The 26076-nt window shown below is 71.0% G+C and carries 21 protein-coding genes; 12 read left to right on the forward strand and 9 right to left on the reverse strand.

All coding sequences use genetic code 11. From position 1 onward, the window contains the following. Nucleotides 1–187: 187 nt before the first annotated feature. The gene (pulA, locus tag AC5RVZ_RS01070) at nucleotides 188–5932 is read left to right on the forward strand and encodes a pullulanase-type alpha-1,6-glucosidase (protein ID WP_494064702.1); all 5745 of its coding nucleotides are present in this window, start codon (nucleotides 188–190) and stop codon (nucleotides 5930–5932) included. Between the two features lie 114 nt (nucleotides 5933–6046). Continuing rightward, the gene (locus AC5RVZ_RS01075) at nucleotides 6047–6448 is read left to right on the forward strand and encodes a hypothetical protein (RefSeq protein ID WP_494063937.1); all 402 of its coding nucleotides are present in this window, start codon (nucleotides 6047–6049) and stop codon (nucleotides 6446–6448) included. Nucleotides 6449–6477: 29 nt separating this feature from the next. Here the strand turns inward: AC5RVZ_RS01075 and AC5RVZ_RS01080 are convergent, their stop codons facing one another. The 4 genes from AC5RVZ_RS01080 to AC5RVZ_RS01095 all read right to left on the reverse strand — a co-directional run bounded on the left by AC5RVZ_RS01080 (nucleotide 6478) and on the right by AC5RVZ_RS01095 (nucleotide 12774). Continuing rightward, nucleotides 6478–6660, reverse strand: coding sequence for a hypothetical protein (locus AC5RVZ_RS01080; RefSeq protein ID WP_494063938.1), 183 nt, complete (start codon nucleotides 6658–6660; stop codon nucleotides 6478–6480). Nucleotides 6661–6799: 139 nt separating this feature from the next. Beyond that, complete coding sequence (locus AC5RVZ_RS01085; protein WP_494063939.1) at nucleotides 6800–10447, reverse strand: choice-of-anchor I family protein; 3648 nt, start codon at nucleotides 10445–10447, stop codon at nucleotides 6800–6802. A 141-nt stretch (nucleotides 10448–10588) separates the two neighbouring features. Further along, nucleotides 10589–11965 carry a GGDEF domain-containing protein gene (locus AC5RVZ_RS01090; protein WP_494063940.1) on the reverse strand — a complete coding sequence of 459 codons (1377 nt, stop codon included), beginning with the start codon at nucleotides 11963–11965 and terminating at the stop codon, nucleotides 10589–10591. Continuing rightward, nucleotides 11962–12774, reverse strand: a complete 813-nt coding sequence (locus AC5RVZ_RS01095) for an alpha/beta fold hydrolase (RefSeq protein WP_494063941.1) — start codon at nucleotides 12772–12774, stop codon at nucleotides 11962–11964. The genes AC5RVZ_RS01090 and AC5RVZ_RS01095 overlap by 4 nt, the downstream gene beginning before the upstream one ends. A gap of 192 nt (nucleotides 12775–12966) precedes the next feature. Here AC5RVZ_RS01095 and AC5RVZ_RS01100 point away from each other — a divergent pair, with 192 nt between their 5' ends. The 3 genes from AC5RVZ_RS01100 to AC5RVZ_RS01110 all read left to right on the forward strand — a co-directional run bounded on the left by AC5RVZ_RS01100 (nucleotide 12967) and on the right by AC5RVZ_RS01110 (nucleotide 16008). After that, nucleotides 12967–14166, forward strand: a complete 1200-nt coding sequence (locus AC5RVZ_RS01100) for an acyl-CoA dehydrogenase family protein (protein WP_494063942.1) — start codon at nucleotides 12967–12969, stop codon at nucleotides 14164–14166. 29 nt (nucleotides 14167–14195) lie between these two features. Next, the gene (gene mmsB, locus AC5RVZ_RS01105) at nucleotides 14196–15107 is read left to right on the forward strand and encodes a 3-hydroxyisobutyrate dehydrogenase (RefSeq protein ID WP_494063943.1); all 912 of its coding nucleotides are present in this window, start codon (nucleotides 14196–14198) and stop codon (nucleotides 15105–15107) included. A gap of 124 nt (nucleotides 15108–15231) precedes the next feature. Next, nucleotides 15232–16008 carry an enoyl-CoA hydratase gene (locus AC5RVZ_RS01110; RefSeq protein WP_494063944.1) on the forward strand — a complete coding sequence of 259 codons (777 nt, stop codon included), beginning with the start codon at nucleotides 15232–15234 and terminating at the stop codon, nucleotides 16006–16008. Between the two features lie 70 nt (nucleotides 16009–16078). On the opposite strand, the gene AC5RVZ_RS01115 is transcribed toward AC5RVZ_RS01110, so the two are convergent. Continuing rightward, nucleotides 16079–16615, reverse strand: coding sequence for a MarR family winged helix-turn-helix transcriptional regulator (locus tag AC5RVZ_RS01115; RefSeq protein ID WP_494063945.1), 537 nt, complete (start codon nucleotides 16613–16615; stop codon nucleotides 16079–16081). A gap of 176 nt (nucleotides 16616–16791) precedes the next feature. Here AC5RVZ_RS01115 and AC5RVZ_RS01120 point away from each other — a divergent pair, with 176 nt between their 5' ends. The 6 genes from AC5RVZ_RS01120 to AC5RVZ_RS01145 all read left to right on the forward strand — a co-directional run bounded on the left by AC5RVZ_RS01120 (nucleotide 16792) and on the right by AC5RVZ_RS01145 (nucleotide 23265). Next, a complete protein-coding gene (locus AC5RVZ_RS01120) occupies nucleotides 16792–17568 on the forward strand; it encodes an electron transfer flavoprotein subunit beta/FixA family protein (protein ID WP_494063946.1) in 777 nt (258 codons plus the stop codon). A gap of 10 nt (nucleotides 17569–17578) precedes the next feature. Then, nucleotides 17579–18559, forward strand: coding sequence for an electron transfer flavoprotein subunit alpha/FixB family protein (locus AC5RVZ_RS01125; protein ID WP_494063947.1), 981 nt, complete (start codon nucleotides 17579–17581; stop codon nucleotides 18557–18559). 482 nt (nucleotides 18560–19041) lie between these two features. Then, the gene (locus tag AC5RVZ_RS01130; RefSeq protein ID WP_494063948.1) at nucleotides 19042–20355 is read left to right on the forward strand and encodes a cytochrome b/b6 domain-containing protein; all 1314 of its coding nucleotides are present in this window, start codon (nucleotides 19042–19044) and stop codon (nucleotides 20353–20355) included. Nucleotides 20356–20435: 80 nt separating this feature from the next. Then, a complete protein-coding gene (locus tag AC5RVZ_RS01135) occupies nucleotides 20436–21704 on the forward strand; it encodes a sensor histidine kinase (protein WP_494063949.1) in 1269 nt (422 codons plus the stop codon). Then, a complete protein-coding gene (locus AC5RVZ_RS01140) occupies nucleotides 21692–22396 on the forward strand; it encodes a LuxR C-terminal-related transcriptional regulator (RefSeq protein WP_494063950.1) in 705 nt (234 codons plus the stop codon). The genes AC5RVZ_RS01135 and AC5RVZ_RS01140 overlap by 13 nt, the downstream gene beginning before the upstream one ends. Beyond that, nucleotides 22393–23265 carry a DUF4097 family beta strand repeat-containing protein gene (locus AC5RVZ_RS01145; protein WP_494063951.1) on the forward strand — a complete coding sequence of 291 codons (873 nt, stop codon included), beginning with the start codon at nucleotides 22393–22395 and terminating at the stop codon, nucleotides 23263–23265. Before AC5RVZ_RS01140 ends, AC5RVZ_RS01145 begins: the two co-directional genes overlap by 4 nt. A 94-nt stretch (nucleotides 23266–23359) precedes the next feature. On the opposite strand, the gene cofE is transcribed toward AC5RVZ_RS01145, so the two are convergent. Together cofE and AC5RVZ_RS01155 are read right to left on the reverse strand one after the other, a co-directional pair. Beyond that, nucleotides 23360–24139: a coenzyme F420-0:L-glutamate ligase gene (cofE, locus tag AC5RVZ_RS01150; RefSeq protein WP_494063952.1), complete on the reverse strand. Its 780-nt coding sequence runs from the start codon at nucleotides 24137–24139 to the stop codon at nucleotides 23360–23362. Nucleotides 24140–24168: 29 nt separating this feature from the next. Beyond that, on the reverse strand, nucleotides 24169–24675 hold the full coding sequence (locus AC5RVZ_RS01155) for a GNAT family N-acetyltransferase (protein WP_494063953.1): 507 nt from the start codon (nucleotides 24673–24675) through the stop codon (nucleotides 24169–24171). A gap of 187 nt (nucleotides 24676–24862) precedes the next feature. Between AC5RVZ_RS01155 and AC5RVZ_RS01160 the strand changes: the two genes are divergently transcribed. Beyond that, nucleotides 24863–25423: a thioesterase family protein gene (locus tag AC5RVZ_RS01160; RefSeq protein ID WP_494063954.1), complete on the forward strand. Its 561-nt coding sequence runs from the start codon at nucleotides 24863–24865 to the stop codon at nucleotides 25421–25423. 4 nt (nucleotides 25424–25427) lie between these two features. Here the strand turns inward: AC5RVZ_RS01160 and AC5RVZ_RS01165 are convergent, their stop codons facing one another. Together AC5RVZ_RS01165 and AC5RVZ_RS01170 are read right to left on the reverse strand one after the other, a co-directional pair. Further along, nucleotides 25428–25559, reverse strand: a complete 132-nt coding sequence (locus AC5RVZ_RS01165; RefSeq protein ID WP_494063955.1) for a hypothetical protein — start codon at nucleotides 25557–25559, stop codon at nucleotides 25428–25430. A gap of 84 nt (nucleotides 25560–25643) precedes the next feature. Next, nucleotides 25644–25958, reverse strand: coding sequence for a DUF7882 family protein (locus AC5RVZ_RS01170; protein ID WP_494063956.1), 315 nt, complete (start codon nucleotides 25956–25958; stop codon nucleotides 25644–25646). Between the last annotated feature and the right edge of the window lie 118 nt (nucleotides 25959–26076).

Below are 26076 nucleotides of genomic sequence, written 5' to 3' on the forward strand. Positions count from 1 at the left end.
GCCGACTGCAAGCGGTTGCTCCTGCGGCCGCTTCCGCCGCGTCGACAGCTCGCACTCACGCGCGATGAGACGGTTCTCATTCTGTAAGCGCTTGCATCTGCGGGCCGGCAGCCGCTAACGTCGGGGCCACACACGCACACCCCGGCACGTCGCCGTGCCAACGCCTCAGCCTGGAGCTCCCGTGTCGATGACGACCTCCCCGCGTGCCCGCCGCAGCCTCGCCGCGCTGACAGCGACCGCCCTCACGGCGACCGCCTTCACCGTGACCGGCCTCACCGCGACACTTCCCGCCGCTGCCGCCGACCGGACCTTCGCGCTCGTGGGCAGTCTGCAGTCCGAGCTCGGCTGCCCCGCCGACTGGCAGCCGGACTGCGCCGCCACGGAGCTCGCCGCCACCGGGACCGACGGGGTCTACGCCGCGGAGTTCGAGGTGCCGGCGGGCTCGTACGAGTACAAGGTGGCCGTGAACGACTCGTGGGACGAGTCGTACGGGCTCGACGGCGGCGGAGACAACATCCCGCTCACCGTCGCCGGCCCCGCGACGCTGCGGTTCCTCTTCGACGACACGACGCACCGCGTGGGCCTGGAGGTCGAGAGCCTTCGCGCGGGCTACACCGACGCGGATGACGCGCTCGTCGCGCCTCCGGTGCGCCAGCCCGGCAGCCAGGAGCAGTTCTACTTCGTCATGACGGACCGCTTCGCCAACGGCGACCCGTCGAACGACACCGGCGGCATCGCGGGCGACCGGATGGCGCACGGCTTCGACCCGGCCGACAAGGGGTTCTTCCACGGCGGCGACATCGCCGGCCTCCGCGAGAACCTCGACTACATCGAGGGGCTCGGCACGACGGCCATCTGGCTGACGCCGAGCTTCGCGAATCGACCGGTGCAGGGCGAGGGAGCGAACGCCAGCGCCGGCTACCACGGTTACTGGGTCACCGACTTCACACGGATCGACCCCCACCTCGGCACCAACGAGGAGCTCGCGGCTCTCATCGACGAGGCGCACGCGAAGGACATCAAGGTCTACTTCGACATCATCACCAACCACACGGCCGACGTCATCGACTACGCCGAGAAGCAGTACTCCTACATCGATCAGGCCACCGAGCCGTACCGCGACGCGAGCGGCACGCCCTTCGACCCGGCCGACCATGCCGGCACCGGCGGCTTCCCGGCCCTGGATCCCGCCACGTCGTTCCCGTACACGCCCGCGGTCGACGCGGACGATGCCGACGCGAAGACCCCGGACTGGCTCAACGATCCGACGCTGTACCACAACCGAGGCAACTCGACCTGGTCGGGGGAGTCCGTGACGTACGGCGACTTCGACGGTCTCGACGACCTCATGACGGAGCATCCCACCGTCGTGAACGGCTTCGTCGAGGTCTATCAGGACTGGATCGACCTGGGGATCGACGGCTTCCGCATCGACACGGCCAAGCACGTGAACTTCGAGTTCTGGGAGCAGTGGTCGGCCGAGGTCCTCGACTACGCGCACGCGCAGGGCAAGCCGGAGTTCTTCATGTTCGGCGAGGTGTACGACGCCGATCCGGTCAAGCTCGCCCCCTACGTCCGCGACACCGACATGAGCAGCGTGCTCGACTTCGCCTTCCAGTCGGCCGCTGTCAGCTTCGCCGCCGGCAACAGCGCCAAGGGACTGCAGAGCCTGTACGCGGGCGACGACCGCTACACCACGCCGGATGCCTCGGCGGCGGCGCTCCCGACCTTCCTCGGCAACCACGACATGGGGCGGGTCGGCTACCACTTGCAGTCCACCCCGGATGCGTTCGAGCGCGATCTGCTCGCCCACGAGCTGATGTTCCTCGGCCGCGGTCAGCCCGTCGTGTACTACGGCGACGAGCAGGGTTTCGCCGGCGCGGCGCCGGGGAACGACAAGAGCGCACGTCAGTCGCTGTTCGCCAGCCAGGTCGCCGAGTACCAGAACCAGCCGCTCATCACCGGCGAGAGCGCCGGGTCTGTCGACCGCTACGACGCCTCCGCGCCGGTCTACGAGCACATCGCGGCGCTGTCGGCGCTGCGGGAGGCGCACCCCGCCCTGGTGACGGGCGCGCAGATCGAGCGGTACGCCGACAGCGGCGCCGGGGTCTACGCGTTCTCGCGGGTGGATCGCGACGAGAAGGTCGAGTACCTCGTCGCGCTCAACAACACCGCGGCCGACAAGGCCGTCAGCGTGCCGACCCTCACCGCAGGTGCCTCCTTCTCGCCCGTGTACGGCACCGACCGGTCGCTGTCGACGGATGCCTCGGCCCAGGCATCCGTCACCGTCCCGGCCCTCTCGGCCGTCGTCTATCGCGCGGACGCTCCCGTCACGGCGCCCGACGCGCCGGTGGCGATCACGGTCGCGGCGCCGGCAGCCGGCGCGGCAGTGACCGGCTCGTCGGCGGTGAGCGCGGATGTGGACGACTCCACGTGGCAGGAGACGAGCTTCGCGTGGCGCGTCGTCGGCGCGGACGAATGGCACGCGCTCGGAACCGCCGAGGACACCGATCCGCGGGTCTTCCACGAGATCAGCGACCTCCCGAGCGGCACGCTCGTCGAGTACCGCGCTGTGACCACCGATGCCGCAGGCGGCCACGCCGCCGCCTCGACGTACGCCTCCGTCGGCAACGCCGTCTCGCTCATGGCGCCGGAGGAGCCGGAGTCGCCGATCGACATGGTGACGGTGCCCGGCAGCCTCAACTCCGAGATGGGCTGCGCCGGAGACTGGGCGCCGGGCTGCGAGGCGGCGAGGCTCACGCTGCGCGCCGACGGGATCTGGGCGGGAACGTTCGACCTGCCGGCCGGCGACTACGAGTACAAGGTCGCCGTCAACGGCTCGTGGGACGTCAACTACGGCGCGAACGGGGCCCCCGGCGGCGCCAACATCGCGATCGCGCACGGGGGCGGGTCGATCACGTTCTACTTCGATCCGCGCACGAACATCGTGCAGTCGACGGCCGAAGGTCCCATCGTGACGCTGCCGGGGTCGGCGCAGAGCGAGCTCGGGTGCGCGGCCGACTGGGCGCCGGACTGTCTGGCGACACTCATGGCCGATGGCGACAAGGACGGCGTGTACGAGTTCGCGACCGATGCGATCCCGACCGGCGCCTACGAGGCGAAGGTCGCCCACGGTCTCAGCTGGGCGGAGAACTACGGCGTCGGCGGTGCCCGCGACGGACAGAACTACTCATTCAGCGCGACCGAGGGCAAGCTGATCGTGTTCCGCTACACGCTGGAGACCCACGTGCTCGAGATCGAGGTGTCCGACCCGCCGCTGGCCGGCACGGGCGAGCAGCGTGCGCACTGGATCGACGCCGGCACGATCGCGTGGCCCGCCGACCTCGGCGCACCGGCCGACGGCGCGACCTGGCAGCTGCACACCTCGCCCGAGGCGTCCCTCGAGGTCGCCGAGAACGAGGTCATCGGCGGCGACGCGATCGATCTGTCGCCGATCCAGGGCGGCCTCACCCAGGCGCAGAAGGCCCGATTCCCCGCTCTGGCGAGCTTCATCGCCCTTCGCGTCGACGACGCGGATGCCGCCGAGCTGCTGCGCGGGCAGCTGAAGGTCTCCCAGCGGGATGCCGACGGCACCCTGTCCGCGTTCACCGGGGTGCAGATCCCGGGCGTGCTGGACGACCTCTACGCCGACGCGGTGGGCGAGGCCGACCTCGGGGTGGCCTTCAAAGCGAACAAGCCGACGTTCCGCCTGTGGGCGCCTACCGCTCAGCGGGCCGCTCTTCTCACGCGCGATGCCGGCTCCGAGGGTGACGCCACGAGGCACGAGGCGCACCGGGATGAGGCATCCGGGGTCTGGACGGTGCAGGGCGGCAAGGCGCTGAAGGGCGACGAATACTCGTGGGAGGTCGTGGTCTACGCTCCCACGACGGACGCCGTCGAGACCAACGTCGTGACCGACCCGTACTCGGTGGCGCTCACCCTGAACTCCGAGGCCTCCGTCGCCGTCGACCTCGACGACAAGCAGTGGCGGCCGAAGCTGTGGGAGAAGACCAAGGCACCGGTGATCGACCGGCCCGTCGACCGTGCCATCTACGAGCTGCACGTGCGGGACTTCTCGATCACCGACGAGTCCGTGCCCGAAGCGGAGCGCGGCACGTACCGGGCCTTCACCCGCGACAGCGCCGGGACACGGCAGCTGCGGCAGCTGGCCGAGGCCGGAATCAACACGGTGCACCTGCTGCCGACGTTCGACATCGCGACCATCGAGGAGGACCGCTCGAAGCAGGCCGTGCCCGACTGCGACCTCGCCTCGTACGGCCCGGCCGACACCGCGCAGCAGGCGTGCCTCGAAGCGGTCGCCGACGCCGACGGCTTCAACTGGGGCTACGACCCGTATCACTTCTCGACGCCCGAGGGCTCGTACGCCGTCGATCCCGAGGGCGGCGCGCGCGTGCACGAGTTCCGCGAGATGGTGGGCGCGCTCCACGGCATGGGTCTGCAGGTCGTGCTCGACCAGGTGTTCAACCACACCGCGCAGTCGGGCCAGGGTGAGAAGTCGGTGCTCGACAAGGTCGTGCCCGGCTACTTCCACCGGCTCAACCTCGCCGGCGGGGTCGAGACCTCGACGTGCTGCCAGAACGTCGCGACCGAGCACGACGTGGCGCAGAAGCTCATGGTGGACTCGGTGGTGCTGTGGGCGCGCGAGTACAAGGTGGACGGGTTCCGCTTCGACCTCATGGGGCATCACTCGAAGGCGAACATGCTCGCGATCCGCGAGGCGCTCGATGCCCTCACCCTCAAGAAGGACGGTGTCGACGGGTCGAAGGTCTACCTGTACGGCGAAGGGTGGAACTTCGGGGAGGTCGCGAACAACGCACTGTTCGAGCAGGCGACGCAAGGACAGCTCGGCGGCACGGGCATCGGCACGTTCAGCGACCGCCTGCGCGACGCCGTGCACGGCGGCAGCCCGGTGGCGGCAGAGACGGTCCAGCAGCAGGGCTTCGGCACCGGGCTCGGAACGGACCCGAACGGCGCGCCGATCAACGGCACGCCGGAGCAGGCGCTCGCCGACCTCGCGCACCAGACCGACCTGGTGAAGCTCGGCCTCGCCGGCAACCTTCGGGACTTCACCTTCACCGTGTCCGACGGCTCGGTGAGAGCCGGGGATCAGCTCGACTACCGCGGCTCTCCGGCGGGCTACGCCGAACAGCCCGACGAGATCATCACCTACGTCGACGCGCACGACAACGAGACGCTGTACGACCTGTCGGTGCTGAAGCTTCCTGCCGATACGCCGATGTCCGACCGGGTGCGCATGAACACGCTGTCCCTCGCGACCACGGCTTTCGCGCAGACGCCGTCGTTCTGGCACGCCGGCACGGAGCTACTGCGGTCCAAGTCGCTCGACCGCAACAGCTACAACTCCGGTGACTGGTTCAACCGCATCGACTGGACCGGCCAGGAGTCCACCTTCGGGTCGGGGCTCCCGCGAGCCGCCGACAACGAGGACAAGTGGGGCATCATGGCGCCGCTGCTGGCCGACCCGGCGTTGAAGCCGGGTGCGGCCGACATCGCCGCGGCCGAGGCATCCGCTCTCGATCTGCTGCGGGTGCGTCAGGAGGTCGGGCTGCTGCGGCTGGGATCGGCCGAGCTGATCCAGCAGAAGGTGTCGTTCCCGGGAAGCGGTCCGGATGCACAGCCGGGTCTGCTGGTCATGCTCATCGACGATCTGGTGGGCGAGGACGTCGACCCCGCGCTCGACGGTGCGATCGTGGTGTTCAACGCCTCGCCGGACGCCCGCACCCAGGCGCTGCCGGAGCTGGCCGATCGCGACTTCGCCCTGGCCTCCGCGCTGGCGGAGGGCTCGGATGCCATCGTGAAGACCACGACGTGGGATGCGTCGACCGGTGCCCTCACGATCCCTGCGCGCACCGCGGCGGTGCTGGTCGAGCGCACGACAGCGGACAGGTGATGCGCGCAGACGTCTCCCGAGCAGCCCGGATGCGCTGATCAGCGGCGGCGTAGCGCCGACCCGGCCGTCCACAGCCGCCTTCCGCCCGCGCGGACCCGGGTCTACCATGCACGCATGGCCTCGGGACAGGGCGGTTCCGGAGGGAACGCGGCGCCGCGCCGGGACTGGCTGGCGCGGACGCCGATGTGGGCTCGGATCGTGGTGCCGCTCGCGCTGCTGGCCGTCGCGGCGCTGATCGTCGTCGCCGTGCTGTCGACGAGGGGCCGGCCCGAACCCGAGGCGGTCATGCGCGAGCAGTGCGCCTCCGCCGCGGAATCGCTGCTCGAGGGCCGCGGCGCCACCGACATCGAGGTTGCGGCATCCGCGATGCAGGTGACCGAGACGAGCGACGGCTACCGCGTGCAGGGGACCGCGTCGTTCGAGCAGGACGGCGCGGGGCATCACACCGACCTGCGGTGCATCCTGCGTGCGGAGGGAGACGGCTGGCGGATCGCCTCGGTCCGCGTCAGCCCGTGAGCGTTCGCCAGGACGTCGCCCCAGGCCGATCACACGACAGCGAGAAGGCCGCCGCCGAAGACCGCTGCGGCCGCCAGGACGAACGCGCCCAACGCCAGGGCGAGGATCAGCGCGACGAGGATGTTGCCGGCGATCGCCAGCATGAACGCGGCGGCCACGGACGGGGTCCGGCGGCCGACGGCGACGGGACGGGTGTTGACGGAAGCGGTCACGACTCCGACGGTACGGACCGGCGCTCGCACGCCGCGTCGGCCTCGAGTCGTATCCCGCTCCGTCGGAGGGATGATCCTGCTGGTGAAACGGGAAGGGCCCACGGATGCGGCATCCGTGGGCCCTCTTTCCGGCTGTCGGTCAGACGCGTGCCATCGGCCGTCGTCGCACCATCAGGACGGCGCCGCCGAGGACGGCGAGCACCGCAGCGATCAGCGCGAGCGCCAGCGGCAGCTGCGCGCCCGTCACCGCGAGCTGTCCCGGGGCGACCACCGTGACGGTGGCCTCGAGCGGCTCGTATCCGGCGGACTCGATCACGAGCGTGTGAGCGCCGAGCGGGAAGTCCGCCGGCACCCGCAGCGTGAACGACACCGTGCCGTTCGCGTCCGCCGCCGGGATGCCCTCCACGACGACCGGGTCGCTGAAGAGCGTCGCCGAGATCTGCTGACCGGGTTCCAGCCCCGACACCGTCACCGGCAGCGATCCCCCCTGCTCGACCGTTCCCGAGCCGACGTCGACCGTCGCCCACGCGGTACCCGGGGCCGGCGACGGCTCCGAGCCGTCGGCGACAACCGCGCGACCGAGGGGCGCGGGGGCGACCGGCGAGTTCGCCTCGAAGTACGCCACGGTCGCGGTCAGGTCCACCTGACCGGTGTCGGTGCGGTCGGCGCCCTGGGCGAAGGTGAAGAAGTTGTCGCCGCCGGCGGCCAGGAACGAGTTCGTCACGACGGTGAAGCGGTCCGTCGGTGCGATCCGCTCGCCGTTCAGCGACATGGACACGATGCGCTCGCCGCGCGCGGCATCGGGATCGTACTCGTACGAGAAGCCCTCCGAGACGCCGAGGTGCAGCTTCGGGCGCGACGCTCCGTCGGGCTGCCACTGCTCCTCGAGCACCGCCTTCAGCTGGGCGCCCGTGAGCGTCACCGTGACGAGCGTGTTGGCGAAGGGCTGCACGTCGGCCACGTCGCGGTAGGTCATGGTGCCGTCGGTGCCGTACAGCAGGTCGTCCCGCAGACCACCGGGATTCATCAGCCCGATCTGGGCCGGCGTGCCGGCATAGTCCTCGTTCGACGTCGCCCACAGGTACACATCCGCGACGAGGTTGCCGAGCGTCGACTCGACGCCACGGTCGGAACCGGCCGTGCCGCCGCGCAGGATGTCGGCCGTGATGGAGCCGACCTCGACGGCGCCCTCGACCTCGGCCACCTCCACGGCATCCTCGACGATCGCCTTCACGGTCGCGTCCTCGGGGAACGCCGCGACGCCGTCGACCACCAGCGGAACGAGTCCGCCCGCGATCGACACGAGCTCCTTGGTTCCGGCGTCCACCGAGATGTCCAGCGTGCCCAGGGTGGTGCCGTACTGGTGCGCCTGGATGACCGGGCGCTCCGTCCCGGCGGCGCCGTCCACGGGAACCGAGCACGCGTACTTCTGGTGGGTGTGGCCCGAGACGATCGCGTCGATCTCCGCCGAGGCTCCGCGGATGAGCTCGCCGTATGCGGTGTCGTCCGCTGCGACCGCCGCGCAGTCGCTCGACGCGGAGCCTTCGTGCGTCAGCAGCACGATGACATCCGCGGCATCCGCGGCCGTCAGCTCTCCGGCCACCCGGTTGGCGGCCTCGAGCTGATCCCCGAACTCGATGTCGGCGATGCCGGTCGGGGTCACCATGGATGCCGTCTGCTCGGTGACGGTGCCGATGAAGGCGATGCGGACGCCGTCGACCTCGCGCACGGCGTACTCCGCCAGCGCGGGCGTGTCGGTTCCCTTGAGGTAGACGTTCGCCCCCAGGCCGAACAGGTCGTCGCCGTAGCGGGGGAGCACGCGGTCGGTCAGGTCATCGAAGCCGCGGTCGAACTCGTGGTTGCCGACCGCGCCGAGGTCGAGTCCTGCGGCGACGAGCGCATCGATCGTCGGCTCGTCCTCCTGGATGAACGAGGTGAAGGTGGAGGCGCCGATGTTGTCGCCGGCCGAGACGAACAGCGTGTTCGGGCTCTGCGCCTCGAAGGCCTTCACCGCGCCGGCGAGGACCGCCGCCCCCGCCTCCCCGTTGCCGTAGTTAGCCTCGATGCGGCCGTGGAAGTCGTTGATCGTCAGCACCTGGATGTCGGTGGTCGCGGGCTCGACGACCTCGGAGATCGCGTACAGCGTCGTCGTCCCCGACACCTCGTTGCCCACGGCGAGCAGAGGCTCGCCGGTCGCCGAGGTCTCGGCGGGAATGAAAGCGATGCCCTCCGGACCGAGGTCACCGGCCGCGCTCAGGGCCCCGCCGTCCTCGACCGACACGGAGAAGTCGCGGTTGTTCACGTACGTCACGAACTCGGATGCCGCCGGCTCGGTGACGTCGTAGACGGCGACGCCTCCGACGCGCTCGAAGCCCACGAACGCGTACGTGCGGCCGCCGACGGCGCCCAATGCCACGTTCTCAGGCTCGGGACCCTTGTCGTCGCTGCGTCCCTCGAGGTTCGACGCGGAGTGGTTCGAGTTGACGAACTCCGGAGCCGCCGCGGCGGTCACTTCCTCGAAGGAGGAGCCGGAGTCGAAGACCTGCTGCCCGTCGACGGTCCAGATCGAGAACGATCGGGCGCCGTAGGCGTACAGCTCGCTGTAGCAGCCGGCGTCCGCGTCGAACCCGTCCTCGGTCGTGACGTTGAGGCGGCCGAGGTCGGCGTCGCCGGTCAGGGCTGCCAGCGGCGCGCACACCGGACCCCGGCCGTCCGTGGCCAGGTCCTTCACGCGGGCCGGCTCGACGTAGTCGCCCCACTCGCGGGCGTCGCCCTCGTTCGCGGTGACGAGATACGTCTGGCCGCCCGCCGTGTACGACTGGATGCCGTCGGGCATGTACATGCCCTTGAGTCCGGCGAAGGTGCGAAGCGAGAAGCCGCCGTCGCGGTCGCTCGGGTCGAGGGCGTTCCGGGTCAGCGAGTGGTCCTTGGCGCCGAGCGCCCAGATGCCGGTGACGGTCGCCGAGGCGAGGTCGACGACCGCGACCGCGTTGGCCTCCTGCAACGACGCGTAGGCGGTGCCGCCCTCGACGGTGATGTACTCCGGCTCGAGGTTGCGGCTCACCGGGAGGTCGTCGGCGTGGGGGGCCGGTCCGAACACGCGCACGTCAGCCGGGAGCGTCTGAGATCCGCCCGCTTCGAACGCGTGGAAGTCCGCCGTGCGCACCGCCTCCTGCGAGGGAGCGGCGACGGTGTCGGGCAGCGCCACGACGCCGATCGACCCCTCCGGATCGACGCTGAAGTCCTCCGCAGGCTCGCCTTCGTTCGCCACGACCGCGAAGGCGCCGTCCTTCGAGAAGGTCACCATGTCGGGCAGGGCGCCGACCTGGACCGTGCCCAGCGCTGCGGAGGCGGCATCCGTCGCGTTGGCGTCGAAGAACAGCAGATGCCCGGGGTCCGTCTTCACCTCCGCCTCGAACGCCACGACGCCGAGGCCGTCGGCGCGCACGGCGACGGAGTTGGCCACGCCCGAGGAGCTGATGGTGAACTCCTCGGCCATGGCCGCGGGGTCGCGGTAGTCGATCACGCTGACGGAGCCCGCCTGCGCGTTCACGACGAACAGGCGGTCGCCATGGGCGGCCACGATCTCGGCCGCGCCGTCGTCGAAGACGCCGGTCTCGAACGTGCCGACCGGTGAGAGCGACAGGGCGGCGTCCTCGGCCGAGTGCTCGATGGGATCGGGGACGATCGCCGCGGTGGCGGGGATGAACGGCGTCAGCGCGAGCGCACAGACGGCTGCCGTCGTCGTCGCGGCGGCGACGAGGCGGCGAGAGGCATGCGAGAGCATCGGGTTCCTCACGGAGGGGACGGGTGACGCGCGGACTGCGCCCTCCGTGCCTACCGGTGCCCGGTGTCCTCCGGGTGAACACGGGGGGAACGGGCGCGCGCTCGCACGCCGCATCCAGCGTCGGCCGGGCTGCCCATCGCCTCAGACGGTGCTGTCGAAGGTCGCCCGACGCTTCCCCGCCCGCTTGGACTCGTACATCGCGCCGTCGGCGCGGACCAGCAGCTGCTCGGCCGTGGGAGGGGAGTCGAGGCCCGGCCGGTAGAGCGAGATGCCGACGCTGACCGATGCCGAGATCACGGCATCCTGAGCGAGGATCGGCTCCTGCGCGATCTCGAGGATGCGTGCCGCGATCGCCGCCGCGGCATCGCCGTCCGCGTCGGCGCAGATCGCCACGAACTCGTCGCCGCCGATTCGGCCCACCATGTCGCCGGAGCGGACGCCATGCTTGAGGCGGGCGGCCAGTTCCACGAGCACCATGTCGCCGACGGCGTGACCGAAGGCGTCGTTGATGCTCTTGAAGTCGTCGACATCGAGGAACAGCAGCGACAGCGGTTCGCCGTCGCGCGTCGCAGATTCGATCGCATCGTCGAGTCGCTGCTGCAGCAGCACGCGGTTGGCGACACCGGTGAGCTGGTCGTGCAGCGCAAGAAGGGCCAGCCGCCGCTGAAGCCGCACACGCACCAGGGTCTGCGACGCCTGGCGACCCAGTGCCCGCTGCAGCTCCGAGAACTGGTCGTCGAAGTCGGTGCGACGGGCGAACGCGCAGACGAGGACGCCGAGTCGCTCCGCGTCGGCGACGATGGGCGTGACGCTGACGGACACCAGCCGCGCTGCCCGCAGCGCGGCGGCGAGCTCCGGGTGCTTCCGCTCCGCCTCATGCGCGGTGAGGACGACGGGCGCGGTGGCCGCGTGCAGTGCGGGAGCGGCGGAGAGGACATCCTCCAGCACACCGGATCCGCCGGCCAGCACGAGTGCGCCGTGCTCGTCGGTCAGCAGGACCGCAGTCTCACGCGCCGAGAAGGCGCTGCGCGACACGGCGGCGAGCGATTCGGCGACGTCCTCGTCGGTGGCGCTCAAGTCGAAGCGGCTGGAGATCTCCTGGAGCACTCTGACGCGCTCGGCAGAGGCCTCAGCTTCGCGCCGGGCCTGCAGGAGCGTCCGCTCGTATCGCGTGCGCTCGCTGGCGTTGAACACCGCCGTCCGGACGAGAGCCGCCTCGACGTCGTGGCGGGAGTTCACCATCACGGGCAGCGTCTGCCCGCCGGCGGTGACCATGGTGATGGCCACCTCCTCCACGGCTCCGCGCAGATGCAGCAGCTGGGTGTGCCGGGTCTCGAAGAAGAGGCGGCTTCCCGGGTCGAGGAGCTCGACGAACCTCCTCCCGATGACGTCTTCGGCGGTGTGGCCGAGCCAGTCGAGGAGGGTGCCGTTCGCTTCGACGATGGTTCCGTCGATGGTCGTGGCGACGAGCCCGCAGGGTGCGCTCTGGAACCAGTCGCTCTTGGGCCCGGCGCTCACGATAGATGACGGCGTATTCCCGCGACGACCTCATCCGGTGCCGACAGGATCGGGACGTGCCCCGTCGCCTCGAGCATCGTCAGGTGGCTGCCCGAGATGGTGGCGTTCACATACTCGCCGACGGGGACCGGGGCGATCAGGTCCTCGCTGCACTGCATGACCACGGTGGGCACCGAGACAGCGGGAAGGTCGGCGCGGTTGTCCGACAGGAAGGTCACATGCGCGAAGTGCCGGGCGATCCGCGGGTCCATGCGGCAGAAGCTCGCGGTGAGGCGCTCGCCCAGCTCAGGGCGATCCGCATTGCCCATGATGACCGGCGCCATCTCCTGCGACCAGCCGAGGTAGTTGGCGTCCAGCGATTCCAGCAGCGCCTCGATGTCGGCCTGCTCGAAGCCGCCGTAGTAGGAGCCGTCGTTGGTGTAGCGCGGAGAGGGGCCGATGAGCACCAGCGTGCCGAACCGCTCGGGGCGTCGGTTGGCGGCCAGAACGCCGATCATCGCACTGACGGAGTGGCCGACGAACACGACGTCGGAGGCATCCAGCGCGTCGAGGATCTCGAGGATGTCGGAGGCGTAGCCGTCGAGCGAGTCGTATTTGCCGTGGTCGTACTGCGACACATCGGATCCGCCCGAACCGACGTGGTCGAACAGCACGACGTTGCAGTCCTCCTCGAACTGCGGTGCGACGAGGTTCCACGTCTCCTGGCTGCACCCGAAGCCGTGTGCGAACATCACGGTGCGTCCGGCCGGGTTGCCGCTGATCGTGACGTTGTTCCGGCGCAGGACGTCGGTCATCTCGGAGGTGGTCATGGGTGCGGCGTTCCAATCTTCGGCGAGGTGCCGTCCCCACCCGATCGTAGGCGAGAGCACGCCGCGCCGCCGATTGCTCGGTCCTCCTATCGAATACGAGGACATCCAGGTATTCTGGATCCGTCGCGCCGACGATGGCCGATGACCCGGATCCGGATGCCTCACGAGGGCGTCGCGATCGAAGGAGCAACGATGTCCACCACGATCACTCCCGCCGCCCCCGCCGCGCTCCCCGATGACGAGCGAGCCGCGATCCTCGAGGCGGTGCGCGACTTCGCGCAGACGGAGCTCGCGCCCCACGCGCTCGAGTGGGACGCCGCCTCCCACTTCCCGCGCGAGACCCTGCACCGGGCGGGGGAGCTGGGCCTGGGCGGCGTGTACGTGCGGGAGGATGTCGGCGGCTCGGGATTGTCGCGCTCGGACGCAGCCGCGATCTTCGAGGAGCTCGCCCAGGCCGACCCCGCCATCGCCGCGTACATCTCGATCCACAACATGGTGGCCTGGATGATCGACGCCTACGGCTCCGACGCCCAGCGGCGGGAGTGGCTTCCCCTGCTCACCTCGATGCGAGGCTTCGGCAGCTACTGCCTCACCGAGCCGGGAGCCGGCTCCGACGCGGCGGCGATCACCACCAGCGCGATCCGCGACGGCGACGAGTTCGTGCTCACCGGCGTCAAGCAGTTCATCTCCGGCGCGGGCGAGGCATCCGTCTACGTCGTGATGGCGCGCTCGTCCTCGGTCGGCGAACCCGTCCAGCCGGGCGCCCGAGGCATCACCGCCTTCCTCGTGCCGGGCGACGCCGCCGGCCTGACGTTCGGAGCGAACGAGCACAAGATGGGCTGGAACGCCCAGCCCACACGGCAGGTGATCCTCGACGAGGTGCGGGTGCCCGCGGCGAACGTGCTCGGGAGCGTGGGGCAGGGCTTCAAGATCGCGATGTCGGCGCTCGACGGCGGCCGCATCAACATCGCCGCGTGCTCGCTGGGAGGCGCGCAGTGGGCGCTGGACCGCGCGATCCGCTACGTGCACGAGCGGTTCACCTTCGGTGAGCCGCTGGCCGAACGCCAGGCCGTCGTGTTCGCGCTCGCCGACATGGGAACCGAGCTGCGCGCCGCCCGCGCGCTGGTGCGCGATGCCGCCGCAGCCCTCGATGCGAAGGTCGCCGGGGGCGATGTGCCCGATCTCGCCATGCGATGCGCCATGGCGAAGCGCTTCGCGACCGACGCGGGCTTCCGTGTCGCCAACGAAGCGCTGCAGCTGCACGGCGGCTACGGGTACCTTCACGAGTACGGCATCGAGAAGGTGGTGCGCGACCTCCGCGTGCACCAGATCCTCGAGGGCACGAACGAGATCATGCGCGTCATCATCGGCCGGCAGCTGCTCGACGCCTGACGCGTGTCCGGACGAGGAGGTCCGCACACATGAGGATCGCATTCCTGGGCCTGGGTCACATGGGCCTTCCGATGGCGAAGAACCTGGCCGCGGCCGGTCACGACGTGGTGGGCTTCGACGTCGTCCCCGCTGCGAGGGAGTCGGGCCGCACCGCGGGCCTGACGGTGGCCGAGTCGGGAACGGATGCCGTCGGCACGACCACGCCGCAGGCCGAGGTCGTCATCACGATGTTCCAGACCGGCGGACAGGTGCTCGACGCCTACCGTGGGCCGGGCGGGGATGACGGGCTGCTCGCCGCGGCCGCGCCGGGAACCCTCTTCATCGACTGCTCGACCATCTCGGTCGAGGACGCGCGCTCCGCCCACGAACTGGCCGAGGCCTCGGGCCACCGAGCCCTGGACGCGCCGGTGTCGGGTGGTGTGGTGGGCGCCGAGAACGCCACGCTGGCCTTCATGGTGGGCGGCACCGAGAAGGACTTCGAAGCGGCCCGCCCCCTCCTGGAGACGATGGGTCGCCGTGTCGTCCACTGCGGTGGCGCGGGGCTGGGGCAGGCGGCGAAGGTCTGCAACAACATGATCCTGGCGGTGTCGCAGATCGCCGTCGCGGAGGCGTTCGTGCTCGGGGAGCGTCTGGGACTGTCGCATCAGGCGCTCTTCGACGTCGCCTCGAACGCGTCGGGACAGTGCTGGGCACTGACCACCAACTGCCCCGTGCCGGGCCCCGTCCCCACGAGTCCCGCCAACCGGGACTACCAGCCGGGGTTCGCCGGAGCGCTCATGAACAAAGACCTGGGGCTGGCGGAGCATGCCATCGAGGCGACGGGTGTCGAGGCCCGCATGGGCATGCTCGCCCGCGAGATCTACGCCCGCTTCGCCGAGGGTCCCGGCGCGGGCATGGACTTCTCGGGCATCATCACGACCATCCGCGACCACTCCGCCTGAGCGGCTCGTCCGCTCCCGCGTTCTCGCTCTGGCGAGCGCAGGACGATCCCCGACAAGATCGACGTGTGCCGGCGAGAACCATCGCCTCGCGAGGCGCCGACACCCCGAAGCGAAAGCAGGACCGATGACCGAGTACGCCACGATCCTCGTCGAGACGCGCGGACGAGTGGGGTGGATCACGCTGAACCGCCCCGAAGCGCTGAACGCGCTCAACACGCAGGTGATGCAGGACGTCGTCGCCGCGGCATCCGCGTTCGACGCCGACGACGGCATCGGCGCGATCGTGCTCACCGGCTCCGAGCGGGCTTTCGCCGCCGGCGCCGACATCAAGGAGATGGAGGGCAAGTCCGGGCTCGAGATGCTCATGGGGGACCACTTCGGCGGCTGGAGCCGGTTCGCCGCCGTGCGCACGCCCGTGATCGCCGCCGTCGCGGGGTACGCGCTGGGCGGCGGCTGCGAGCTGGCGATGATGTGCGACATCATCCTCGCCGCCGACACGGCGAAGTTCGGCCAGCCCGAGATCAACCTCGGCGTCATCCCGGGCATGGGCGGGTCTCAGCGACTCATCCGCGCAGTCGGCTACTACAAGGCGGCCGACCTCATCCTCACGGGCCGGGCGATGGATGCCGCGGAGGCCGAGCGCTCGGGGCTGGTCTCGCGGGTCGTGCCGGCATCCGACCTCCTCGACGAGGCGGGCGCGCTCGCCGACGCGATCGCGTCGAAGTCGCTGCCGTCGGTGTACGCGGCGAAGGCGACGCTGGATGCCGCGATGGAGGTGCCTCTCGCCGAGGGCCTGCGGCTGGAGCGCCACGTGTTCGCGAGCCTGTTCGACACCGCCGATCAGAAGGAGGGCATGGCCGCGTTCCGCGAGAAGCGCCCTCCGAGGTTCGAGAACCGCTGACGACGTGGCGTGGCGGCCGTCGATGAGGGAGCGACCGAGCCCTGCGGAGGGGCACCCGGGAGGGGAGCGCTCAGAGCGGCTCGGGCTGCGGCTTGGGATCGGTGAAGTCGCCGGCGTCCTTGCGCAGCCGCGCGATGATGCGCACGAGCTCGGTCGTGTCCTCCTCGCTGAGGCCCGGCTGCTCGAAGACCTGCTCGTTGAGGGCCAGCGTGGCCTCTTCGACGAGCGACCGCCCCGCCTCCGTGATCACCAGGATGGCGGCCCGCCCGTCGCCGGGGTGCGGCTCCCGCGACACCAGCCCGTCGCGGGCCAGCCGGTCGACGGTGTTGGTGACGCTGGTGGGATGCACTTGGAGGCGGGCGATGGCGCTCGCCATCGGCATCCGTCCCTCCCGGGTGAACCCGAGGAGCCTCAGCATCTCGTAGCGCGCGAACGAGAGACCGAACGGCTTCAGCGCGGCGTCGATGCGCGCGAAGATCAGCTGCTGTGCCCGGATGATCGATGTGACGACCGTCATGCCGGCCGCCGCCGGCTCCCACCCATGCGCGATCCACTGGCGCTTCGCCTCGGCGATCGGGTCGATCGGAAGACGCCTGGTGCCTGCCACGTGAACCTCCTCGCTCCACCGTACCGGGGTCGTGCCGGACAGCGCTCGGATGCCCCGTCGCGCGGGCTTATGTATACACAGACCGCCGCGGCGGTGCGCTTCACCCGAGCTCGAGCGCGTGATTGGGTACATTGCATCGCGCGCCATAGACTCGTGGCCAGCGTGAGGAGATCGTCATGAAGATCGTCGTCCTGGTCAAGGAAGTCCCGGATACGTACGGGGATCGCAAGCTGTCGCTGGAGACCGGGCTCGCCGATCGCGCGGCGTCTGAGGCGGTGCTCGACGAGATCTGCGAGCGCGCGCTCGAGGTGGCCTTGTCGTACGCCGACTCCCACGCCGGGACGGAGGTCGTCGTGCTGTCCATGGCGCCCGAATCGGCCGTTGCGACCGTGCGGAAGGGACTCGCGATGGGTGCCGGATCGGCGGTGCAGATCGTCGACGAGGCGCTTCTCGGCGCGGATCTCGGCCTGACCGCGGAGGTGCTGGCCGCCGCCCTGCGCCGGATCGGATTCGATCTCGTGATCGCCGGCAATCAGTCCACGGACGGGTCCGGGGGCGTGCTGCCGGCCATGATCGCGGAACTGCTCGAGGTGCCGCACGCCACGGCGCTGAGCACCGTCGAGATCGGCGAAGCCGCGGTGCGGGGCGTCCGCTTGAGCGACGCGGGATCCATGACGGTGTCGGCGCCGCTGCCGGCGGTCGTCTCCATCACCGAGGCGCTGCCGGACGCCCGGTTCCCCAACTTCAAGGGCATCATGGCGGCCAAGAAGAAGCCGTTCGAGACGCTGTCCCTGGCGGACCTGGGAATCGAGGCGGAGGAGCCCGAGGCGGCGCGCTCGATCATGATCGCGGTGTCCGAGCGACCGCCCCGAGAAGCAGGCATGAAGATCGTGGACGAGGGCGATGCCGGCGAGCAGCTGGCGCAGTTCCTCGTGTCGAACCGGTTGGTGTGAGGAGCGGGTGGTGGCGGAGTTCGCAGCGGATTCGATCCTGGTCCTCGTCGACGTGATGCCCTCGGGGGAGCTCGCCAAGAGCGCCGCGGGGCTGCTCGGCGCCGCAGCCGAGGTGGGGACCCCCGTGGCGGTCGTCGTGACGACGCCCGGCAAGGTGCAGCAGGCCGCCGAGCAGGCCGCGACGCTGGGCGCCACGGCGGTGCTGACCGCCGAGGGCGATCCGGGCGTGCTGTCGGCGCCCGTCGTGGACGCACTCGTCGCCGCCGCCCAGCTGGTGCACCCCGACGCGGTCCTGGTGTCGAACTCGATCGAGGGGCGTGACATCGCCGGGCGCTTCGCCGCCCGCACCCGGTCGGGGCTGTGCGTGGATGCCGTCGGGGTATCCCGCGACGCCGAGGGCGTGGTCGCACACCACTCGGTGTACGGCGGGGCCTACAACGTCGACGCGGCGGTGACCTTCGGCGCGCCGGTGATCACGGTGCGTCAAGGCGCGATCGACGCCCGCGCCGAGGCGCAGCCGGTGAACGCGGTGCCGTTGGCGGTGACCGCGTCCGGCAAGCCCGCCGCGAGCGTCGAGGCCTTCGACGAGGTGCAGGCGACGTCGACGCGGCCGGAGCTGCGCGGCGCGGCCAAGGTCGTCTCGGGCGGCCGGGGCCTCGGGTCGAAGGAGAAGTTCGAGCTCGTGGAGCAGCTCGCCGACGCGCTCGGCGCCGCCGTCGGGGCGTCTCGCGCCGCGGTCGACGCCGGATACGTCCCCCAGTCGTACCAGGTGGGTCAGACCGGTGTGTCGGTGAGCCCGCAGCTGTACGTCGCCCTCGGCATCTCCGGGGCCATCCAGCACAAGGCCGGCATGCAGACGGCGAAGACCATCGTGGCGATCAACAAGGATGCCGACGCCCCGATCTTCGAGATCGCGGACTTCGGCGTGGTGGGCGACCTCTTCACCGTCGTGCCGCAGCTGATCGCGGCGCTCGACGCCAAGAAGAGGTAGGACTGATGGCGACCTTCGGCTCGACGGTGCGACGCGGACTGCCCCGGGTGCCCGGTGGCGAGCCGTGGCCGCCTGCCGCCGCGATCCCAGGTCAGGGCGAGGTCGGGACGGGCCCGTCAGCGGAGTCGTCTGCAGCATCGGAGCCGTCCGCGCAAGCCGTCGTCGCGCCGCGGCCCGCCGCACCGGGGGAGCCCGCTGGGCCTCCTTCGGTGACACAGGCCGCTCCGGTGACGCCGGGAGTGCGCCCCGATGCCGCGGCGTCGTCGGCTGCGTCACTCCGGGCGTCCGCAGACGGCGCGCGCGTGGTGCGGCGCGGGCTTCCCCGTGTGGCGGGCGGCGAGCCGTGGCCGCCCGCGCGAGAGGTGCCCGTCGCGCGACGGGCGACCGCCGCGCCGGCGGGTGCCCAGACGGTGCAGCCCGCCGCCTCCGACAGTGACACCCCACAGGATGCGACGCCCGAGATCCAGCCCAAGCCTGCTGGAGTGTCGCAAACCACGGGCTCGGGCGGCTCCACTCCGCGCGTCGTGGCGCCCGGCTCGACGGCGGCCGCTCCCGCGGGTGCGGGGCGCGCTCTGAGACGCGGGCTGCCGCGCGTGCCGGGCGGTGAGCCCTGGCCCCCCGCAGGGCTCGCGCCGACGCGGTCGGATCGCTCCGCCGAGAGCACAGCCCCTCTCGAGACGCCCGACCGCGCCGGTTCCCTGCGAGGGCTGCAGGAAGAAGCGCCGCGCTCGCCGGGAACGGCAGCGCTCGTTGCGGATGCCGGCACAGGGGCGTCCGAGCAGCCGTTCGCCACGGCCACCGGGGTGCCGTTGACGGAGCCGCTTCCGTTCACCCGCACGGTGTGGGCCGGTGCTGCCGCGCGCACGCGACCGGCGCCGCGGCCGGAGCCGGAGCGGGTCGGGCCGTTCACGCGTCTGCAGTGGGCGGGCGCGGCGATCGTGGCCGGTGGCGGGCTCCTGGTCGCCGCCGCGATGGCCGTGCTGGTGGTGCGGTGGCTGCTGTCCACTCCGTGGGGTGCGGACTTCCTGCAGGCGTTCCCCGGCGAGTACCACCTGCCCGAGGGGGCGCCGGTGGGCTTTCCGGCGTGGCTGGGCTGGCAGCACTTCTTCAACACGTTCCTGATCGTGCTGATCATCCGCTCGGGGTGGCGGGTGCGCACCGAGAAACGGCCGACGGCGTTCTGGTCGCCGCGGACCAACAGGAAGCGCAAGATCAGCTTGACGCTGTGGTTCCACCAGGCGCTGGATGTGCTGTGGGTGCTCAACGGCGTGGTGTTCGTGGTGCTGCTGTTCGTCAGCGGGCAGTGGATGCGGATCGTCCCCACCAGCTGGGAGGTCTTCCCCAACGCGCTGTCGGCGGCGCTGCAGTACGTCTCGCTGGACTGGCCGACCGAGAACGGCTGGGTCAACTACAACAGCCTGCAGCAGCTGGCGTACTTCGCCACCGTGTTCGTCGCGGCGCCGCTGGCGGCGGTGACGGGGGTGCGGATGTCCGGCGTGTGGCCGAAGAACGCCGCGGCGCTGAACCGCGTCTACCCGGTGGAGTGGGCCCGCGCGATCCACTTCCCGGTGATGATCTACTTCGTGCTGTTCATCCTCGTGCACGTCGCCCTGGTCTTCGCCACGGGGGCGCTGCGGAACCTGAACCACATGTACGCCGCGCAGGATGCCGTCAACTGGACCGGCTTCTGGATCTTCGTCGCCTCGATGGTGGTCATCGCGGCGGGCTGGGTCGCCGCACGCCCGCCGGTGCTGGCCCCGATCGCGCGGCTGTTCGGGACGGTCTCCGGCCGCTGACGCGGTGTGGGGGATAACCCGAAGAGAAGTCTCCGGATGCCTCGGACGCGCGGTATGAGGCCCCGTCCTACGTTTGAGCCATGGCTTCTCCACCTCGCTCCGTCGCCGCAGGCGCCACGACCTCGCCCGCGCGCGTCGCCGGCGCCGTCGTCCACCTCGCCGCGCTCGGCTCCGTCGGCCCCGTGCTCTTCACGATCGTGCTCGTCCTGTTCGCGCTCGGACTCGGACTCCTTCCGCTGCTGGGTATAGGGCTGCTCTTCCTGCTCGCGTTCGTCTATGCACTCTTCGCCCTCGGCTGGCTCGAGACGGCGCGCATCGACGGGCTGTACGGCTTCGGCCTGACCCTCCCGCGGCCGCGCCGCAGCGGCCGGCCCGGCTTCGGCGGGTTCCTGCGGACCCTGTGGCAGCAGGCGATCGATCCGACCACGTGGCGCGCGGTCGCGAACGCGGCGATCGCCACGCTGCTCGGCTGGATCACGCTCGTGCTCGTCGGCACGTTCGCGTCCTCGCTGGTGATGGCCTTCGCGCCGCTGTTCGCCGATGCCGGCTCCGTGCCGCTCGCGCGCACCGGTATCGACGTCCCGCTGTCGTGGACCGTCCCCGTCGGCATCGTCGCCGCCGTGCTGTCGGCCGCCGCCGTGATCGGGCTGGCGCTGCTGCACGGCATCCTCGCCCGCGCCATCGTGGTGCCCTCCCGCGAGGCCCAGCTCGCGGAGGACGCGCGCACGTCGAACGAGCAGCGGGTCGGCGCAGTGCGCGCAGCCGACGTCGAGCGGACGCGGATCGAGCGCGACCTGCACGACGGCGTCCAGCCACGACTGGTCTCGGTCGGCATGACGCTCGGCCTCGCGCAGCAGAAGATCGACGCCGACCCGGAAGCGGCGAAGGCGCTCATCGCCGAAGCCCACACCTCGACCAAGGCGGCCATCACGGAGCTGCGGCAGCTGGCCCGCGGCATCCACACCGCGGTGCTCGACGACCGAGGCCTGGACGCCGCCCTGTCGGCGCTGGCCGGGCGCTCCGTGATCCCGGTGCACCTCGACGTGCGCCTGGACGGACGCTGCAGCCGCGACGCCGAGGCCGCCGCATACTTCACCATCGCGGAGGCGCTCACGAACGCGGCCAAGCATTCGCGCGCCACCGAGTGCCGGGTGGTCGTGCGGCTCCGCGAGCCGGGCACGCTGTGGGTCCGCGTCGAGGACAACGGCGTCGGCGGCGCTCGCGTCGTGGCCGGCGGCGGCCTCGACGGCATCACGAACCGCGTCCTCGCCGCAGGCGGGCAGCTGCGGATCGACAGCCCCGTGGGCGGTCCGACCAGCATCGAGGGGAGCATCCCGTGCGCATCGTGATCTGCGAGGACTCGGCGCTGCTGCGCGAGGGCCTCGTCCGGGTCCTCGAGGATGCCGGCCACGAGATCGTCGGCAGCCTCGCCGACGCCGGCCGTCTGGACGAGACGGTCGATGCGACAGCGCCCGACCTGTGCATCCTCGACGTGCGACTGCCCCCGAGCTGGACCGACGAGGGCATCCGCGCCGCACTGTCGCTGCGCGGACGGATGCCTCATCTGGCCGTGCTCGTGCTCTCGCAGTACGTCGAGGAGCGCTACGCCGCCGACCTCATCTCCTCCAGCGGGGGAGCGCTCGGCTACCTCCTGAAGGACCGGGTCGCCGACGTGTCGGACTTCCTCGAGGCGATCGACCGCATCGGCGGCGGCGCGACCGTGCTGGACCCCGAGGTGGTGGCGCAGCTGCTGAGCCGGCGCCGCAGGGACGACCGGATGCAGCGGCTGACCGATCGCGAGGCATCCGTGCTCGCGCTGATCGCCGAGGGTCGCTCGAACCAGGCGATCGCGAAGGCGCTGCACGTGAGCGAAGGCAGCGTCGAGAAGCACATCACGGCGGTCTTCCAGAAGCTCGACCTCGAGCCGGACGAATCCGGCAACCGGCGGGTGCTCGCGGCGCTCGCACACCTCGAACACGGCGGGTCCCGTCCCGCTCCCGGATCAAGCGGCCCTGCTCCGCAGACAGGAACGAATCGATGAGCACGATCACTCCGCCCCCTCCCGGCGCGCCGGCCCCTCAGGCGGCGCCCGTCCCCCAGCCGCCGTCGGGATCCGCCTCCCGCGTGGTGGCGATCCTCGCGATCGTCCTCGGCGCCGTCGTCGTCCTCGGCGCGCTGACCTCCGCGGTCGTGGGGACGATCGCGGCGGCGTCGGTGCACAGCTCCACCCGCACGGTCGCCGTCGACGGCGTCGAGGACCTCACCGTCGATGCCGCGGCCGGCTCGATCCGCGTGGAGTTCGCCGACGTCGACGAGGCCGAGCTGGAGGTCACCGGGGTGTTCGGCGCCGACCGGTGGCGACTGGACGAATCCGACGGCTCACTCGTGGTCGCCTCGCCCGACCGCTTCGGCCCGTGGTTCTTCCGCGACTGGTTCTTCGGCGACTGGTTCGGACGCCCGGGTGACGCCGTCCTGCGCCTTCCCACGGCCCTGCAGGGACTGGATGCCGACGTGACGCTGTCGGCCGGCGAGTTCACGCTCGAGGGCGACCTCGGCGAGCTCGACCTCGAGCTCAACGCCGGGCGTGCGACCGTCACGGGCAGCGCCGAGGAAGCGTCCGTCGACGTGCAGGCCGGACGCGGATCGCTCGAGCTGAGCGATGTGTCGACGGTGGCGCTGTCGGTCAGCGCAGGGTCTCTGGACGCCGAGTTCTCCGGGAATCGGCCGGACGATGTGCAGGTCGACGTCAGCGCCGGATCGGTGAACGTCACCGTGCCCGACGGCGACTACGACGTGACCAGCAGCGTGTCGGCGGGAGGCCTGGACAACCGCATCGGCTCCTCTCCCGGCGCGGCCAGCACGATCCGCGTCGATGTCGCGGCCGGACAGGTGACCCTGAGGGCGAACTGACGCGGGACGCGGGAGGCGGGAGCGGGCGACATCGTCCGCTCCCGCCTCCCGCATGCCCCGGAGCGCTGCCCCGCGCCTGGAGCGCATCTCGACGTCAGCCGTCGGATGCCGCGGCGCGGCCTGCCTCGTAGCCCTCGGCGTAGGCCTCGTCGGCGCCGAGCCGGAACATGTCGCGCTCCGCCGGCCGCACGATCGTCCGCGCGCCGGGCAGGTCGAGAGCCCCGACCAGGTCCGCGCGGCCCCGGACGACCGCGACCGGTCGGCGTGCCGCCTTCCCCTTGACGAGGTCGGCGGCGGCGGCGACCTCGTCGGCCACGCACGGCATGGTCACCACGAGCGGCCGGCCCTCGGCATCCGTTGCGCCGCGCATGTCCTCGAAGACGAGCACGCCGCCCGCGCCGATGGCGTGATCGGTCTGACCCTCGCGCCACGCGCGTCCCAGCGTGTCTGAGATGATCACGCCCACGCGCACGCCCAGGCGGGCTCGCAGGCCCGCCGCGAGTGCGCGCGCCGAGGCATCGGGGTCGACGGGCAGCAGAAGCACGGTCCCGTGCGGGGTGTTCGACGCGTCCACGCCCGCGGCCGCCGAGACGATCCCCAGGCGGTTCTCGACGATGCGGGTGGTCTGGCCCGTGGGGGAGGTGCGGGATGCCACGACCCGGACGGTCTCGGCTGTGATGGCGTCCTCGCGATCGTCGGCCGCGACGAACCGGCCCTCCGCCTTGGAGACGATCTTCGACGTCACCACCAGGATGTCGCCGTCGGACAGCTGGTCACCCGCTGCCTGCGCGAGGACCTCGACGAGGTCGGTGCCGGACGTGATCTCAGGGATGCCGTCGAGCGGCCAGACGGTGAGCCGGGGACGAGGGGTCATGCCCTCCAGTCTCCTGGAACCGACGTGCGTCAGCGGACGAACCGCACCTCGGTCAGCGTCTCGCCCAGGAACGGCTCGGTGTGCGTCGCGCCGTCGAGGGTGAAGCCGTTTCGCGTGTAGAAGCGATGCGCCCGCGGGTTGTCATCCGCGACCCACAGGTACAGCGGCTCGCCCTCCTCGACGACGGCGTCGAACAGCTTCTGGCCGATGCCGGTGCCGTGGTACGCGTCGAGCAGGTAGATGAAGTACAGCTCGCGGAAGCGCGGCGCGTCGCGGTCGCGCGCCGGGCCCGAGCCGGCGAAGCCGACGATCTCGCCGTTCACGAGTGCGGCGTACATCTTGAACTGCGGGCCCTGTGCGGCCCAGTGCGTCCACAGCTCCGCCAGGCGCTTGGGCGAGACGGCCTCGAGTGCGGCCTTGCTGATCAGGTGATCGTAGGTTTCATGCCAGCACGTCGCGTGGACGCGCCCGAGGGCTTCCGCGTCGACGTCTCGCACCGGACGGACGACGATGTCGGTCTGGATTTCGGCTCCCATGGCCAGACTCTACGCGCGAGGTCGCGGAACGAGAAATCGCGCGAACGCCGTGTGAACGGCCCATGACGGATGCCACGCGGACGACGCATCGGACGATCTCCGGCCCGCGCTCGCACGCGGGAAGCGCACTGTCGGAAACCGACAAACGAATCCCGGTCTCACGGGGAGATCACTACCATCGCTCGACGTGAACGTGATCTGGCGGACGCTCCTGGTGATGCTGACGGCGCGACGCCGTGCCCGGCGGGACGGGCGACTGGGTCCGACCGAGATCGGCCGCATCCGCCTGACGACGCTGCCGACCGACATCGACCTGCTGCGGCACATGAACAACGGCCGCTATCTGTCCCTGTTCGACCTGGGCCGCTGGGATCTGCTCGTGCGGACCGGGCTCTGGGACGTCATGAGGAGGCACGGCTGGTACGCCGTCGTGTCGAGCGAGACGGTGACCTTCCGCAAGTCGCTGAATCTGTGGCAGCGATTCGAGCTCGAATCCCGCTTGATCGGCCACGACGACAAGGCGATCTACCTGGAGCATCGAGCAGTCGTCGCCGGGGAGGTGTACGCCCGAGCGATCATCCGGGCGCGGATGCTCAAGCGCTCCGGCGGCACGCTCTCGCACGAGGAGCTCTTCGCCGCGGTCGGTCGCCCCGAGGGCATACCGGAGGTGGATGCCTGGGTGCACGACTGGGCGGCGGCATCCGCTCTTCCTCCCACGCGCGCCGAGGCGCCGAGCGTGTGGAGCTGAGCGGTCAGCGCAGCAGCGCGGCGACCACCAGGGAGAGCGACCCGGCGATGGCGATGTTGATGGTGGCCAGCAGCGCCGTCCACACCTGAGTGGAGCGCCGGGCCATCACCGCGCCTCGGCTCGGTCGAATCGTCATGCTCCGACGTTAAGCAACCGGCGGGCTGCCCGGCCGCCCTTGACAGAAGGCGCATCACCGTCTATGGAGCGGTGCGGGGTCCGCTCAGGGTGCCGCGCGGGGGTCCTCCGGCTCCGGCACGATCATCAGGCCGCCGGGAGAGTTCGCGGACTTGGTGAGGGCCTCCACCCACGCGGGATTCAGGCGCGGCTGACGGCTGCCGAAGTATTCGAACGCGAGGGAGACGTTCGGGCTCAGCCACACCGACATGCGGCCCATGCCGCTGCGCATCGGATCGGTCCAGGTGAACGCGAAGGTCTCTCCGCGACGGAGCTTGGACCAGATGACGACCTGCAGGTGCGCCAGCACGCGGTCATCCAGCGAGACGGTGACCTTGGAGTCGTAGGTGAGCGTGCCCATCGCACCCACCTTACGCGTCTGTCGGCGGCGGGCCCACTCGGCGGGCGGGACACGCGGGGAACCGGGCGACGACACCGAACGGACACGCGCGCGGATGCGGTCAGCGAATTATACGCAT

Source organism: Arthrobacter sp. Cza30 (assembly GCF_059090765.1).

Bases quoted from the DNA above. Each gene is read 5' to 3' on its own strand.
- pulA (WP_494064702.1), top strand. From the start codon at position 188: ATGACGACCTCCCCGCGTGCCCGCCGCAGCCTCGCCGCGCTGACAGCG.
- AC5RVZ_RS01075 (WP_494063937.1), top strand. From the start codon at position 6,047: ATGGCCTCGGGACAGGGCGGTTCCGGAGGGAACGCGGCGCCGCGCCGG.
- AC5RVZ_RS01085 (WP_494063939.1), bottom strand. From the start codon at position 10,447: ATGCTCTCGCATGCCTCTCGCCGCCTCGTCGCCGCCGCGACGACGACG.
- AC5RVZ_RS01095 (WP_494063941.1), bottom strand. From the start codon at position 12,774: ATGACCACCTCCGAGATGACCGACGTCCTGCGCCGGAACAACGTCACG.
- AC5RVZ_RS01100 (WP_494063942.1), top strand. From the start codon at position 12,967: ATGTCCACCACGATCACTCCCGCCGCCCCCGCCGCGCTCCCCGATGAC.
- mmsB (WP_494063943.1), top strand. From the start codon at position 14,196: ATGAGGATCGCATTCCTGGGCCTGGGTCACATGGGCCTTCCGATGGCG.
- AC5RVZ_RS01110 (WP_494063944.1), top strand. From the start codon at position 15,232: ATGACCGAGTACGCCACGATCCTCGTCGAGACGCGCGGACGAGTGGGG.
- AC5RVZ_RS01120 (WP_494063946.1), top strand. From the start codon at position 16,792: ATGAAGATCGTCGTCCTGGTCAAGGAAGTCCCGGATACGTACGGGGAT.
- AC5RVZ_RS01135 (WP_494063949.1), top strand. From the start codon at position 20,436: ATGGCTTCTCCACCTCGCTCCGTCGCCGCAGGCGCCACGACCTCGCCC.
- AC5RVZ_RS01145 (WP_494063951.1), top strand. From the start codon at position 22,393: ATGAGCACGATCACTCCGCCCCCTCCCGGCGCGCCGGCCCCTCAGGCG.
- cofE (WP_494063952.1), bottom strand. From the start codon at position 24,139: ATGACCCCTCGTCCCCGGCTCACCGTCTGGCCGCTCGACGGCATCCCT.
- AC5RVZ_RS01155 (WP_494063953.1), bottom strand. From the start codon at position 24,675: ATGGGAGCCGAAATCCAGACCGACATCGTCGTCCGTCCGGTGCGAGAC.
- AC5RVZ_RS01165 (WP_494063955.1), bottom strand. From the start codon at position 25,559: ATGACGATTCGACCGAGCCGAGGCGCGGTGATGGCCCGGCGCTCCACT.
- AC5RVZ_RS01170 (WP_494063956.1), bottom strand. From the start codon at position 25,958: ATGGGCACGCTCACCTACGACTCCAAGGTCACCGTCTCGCTGGATGAC.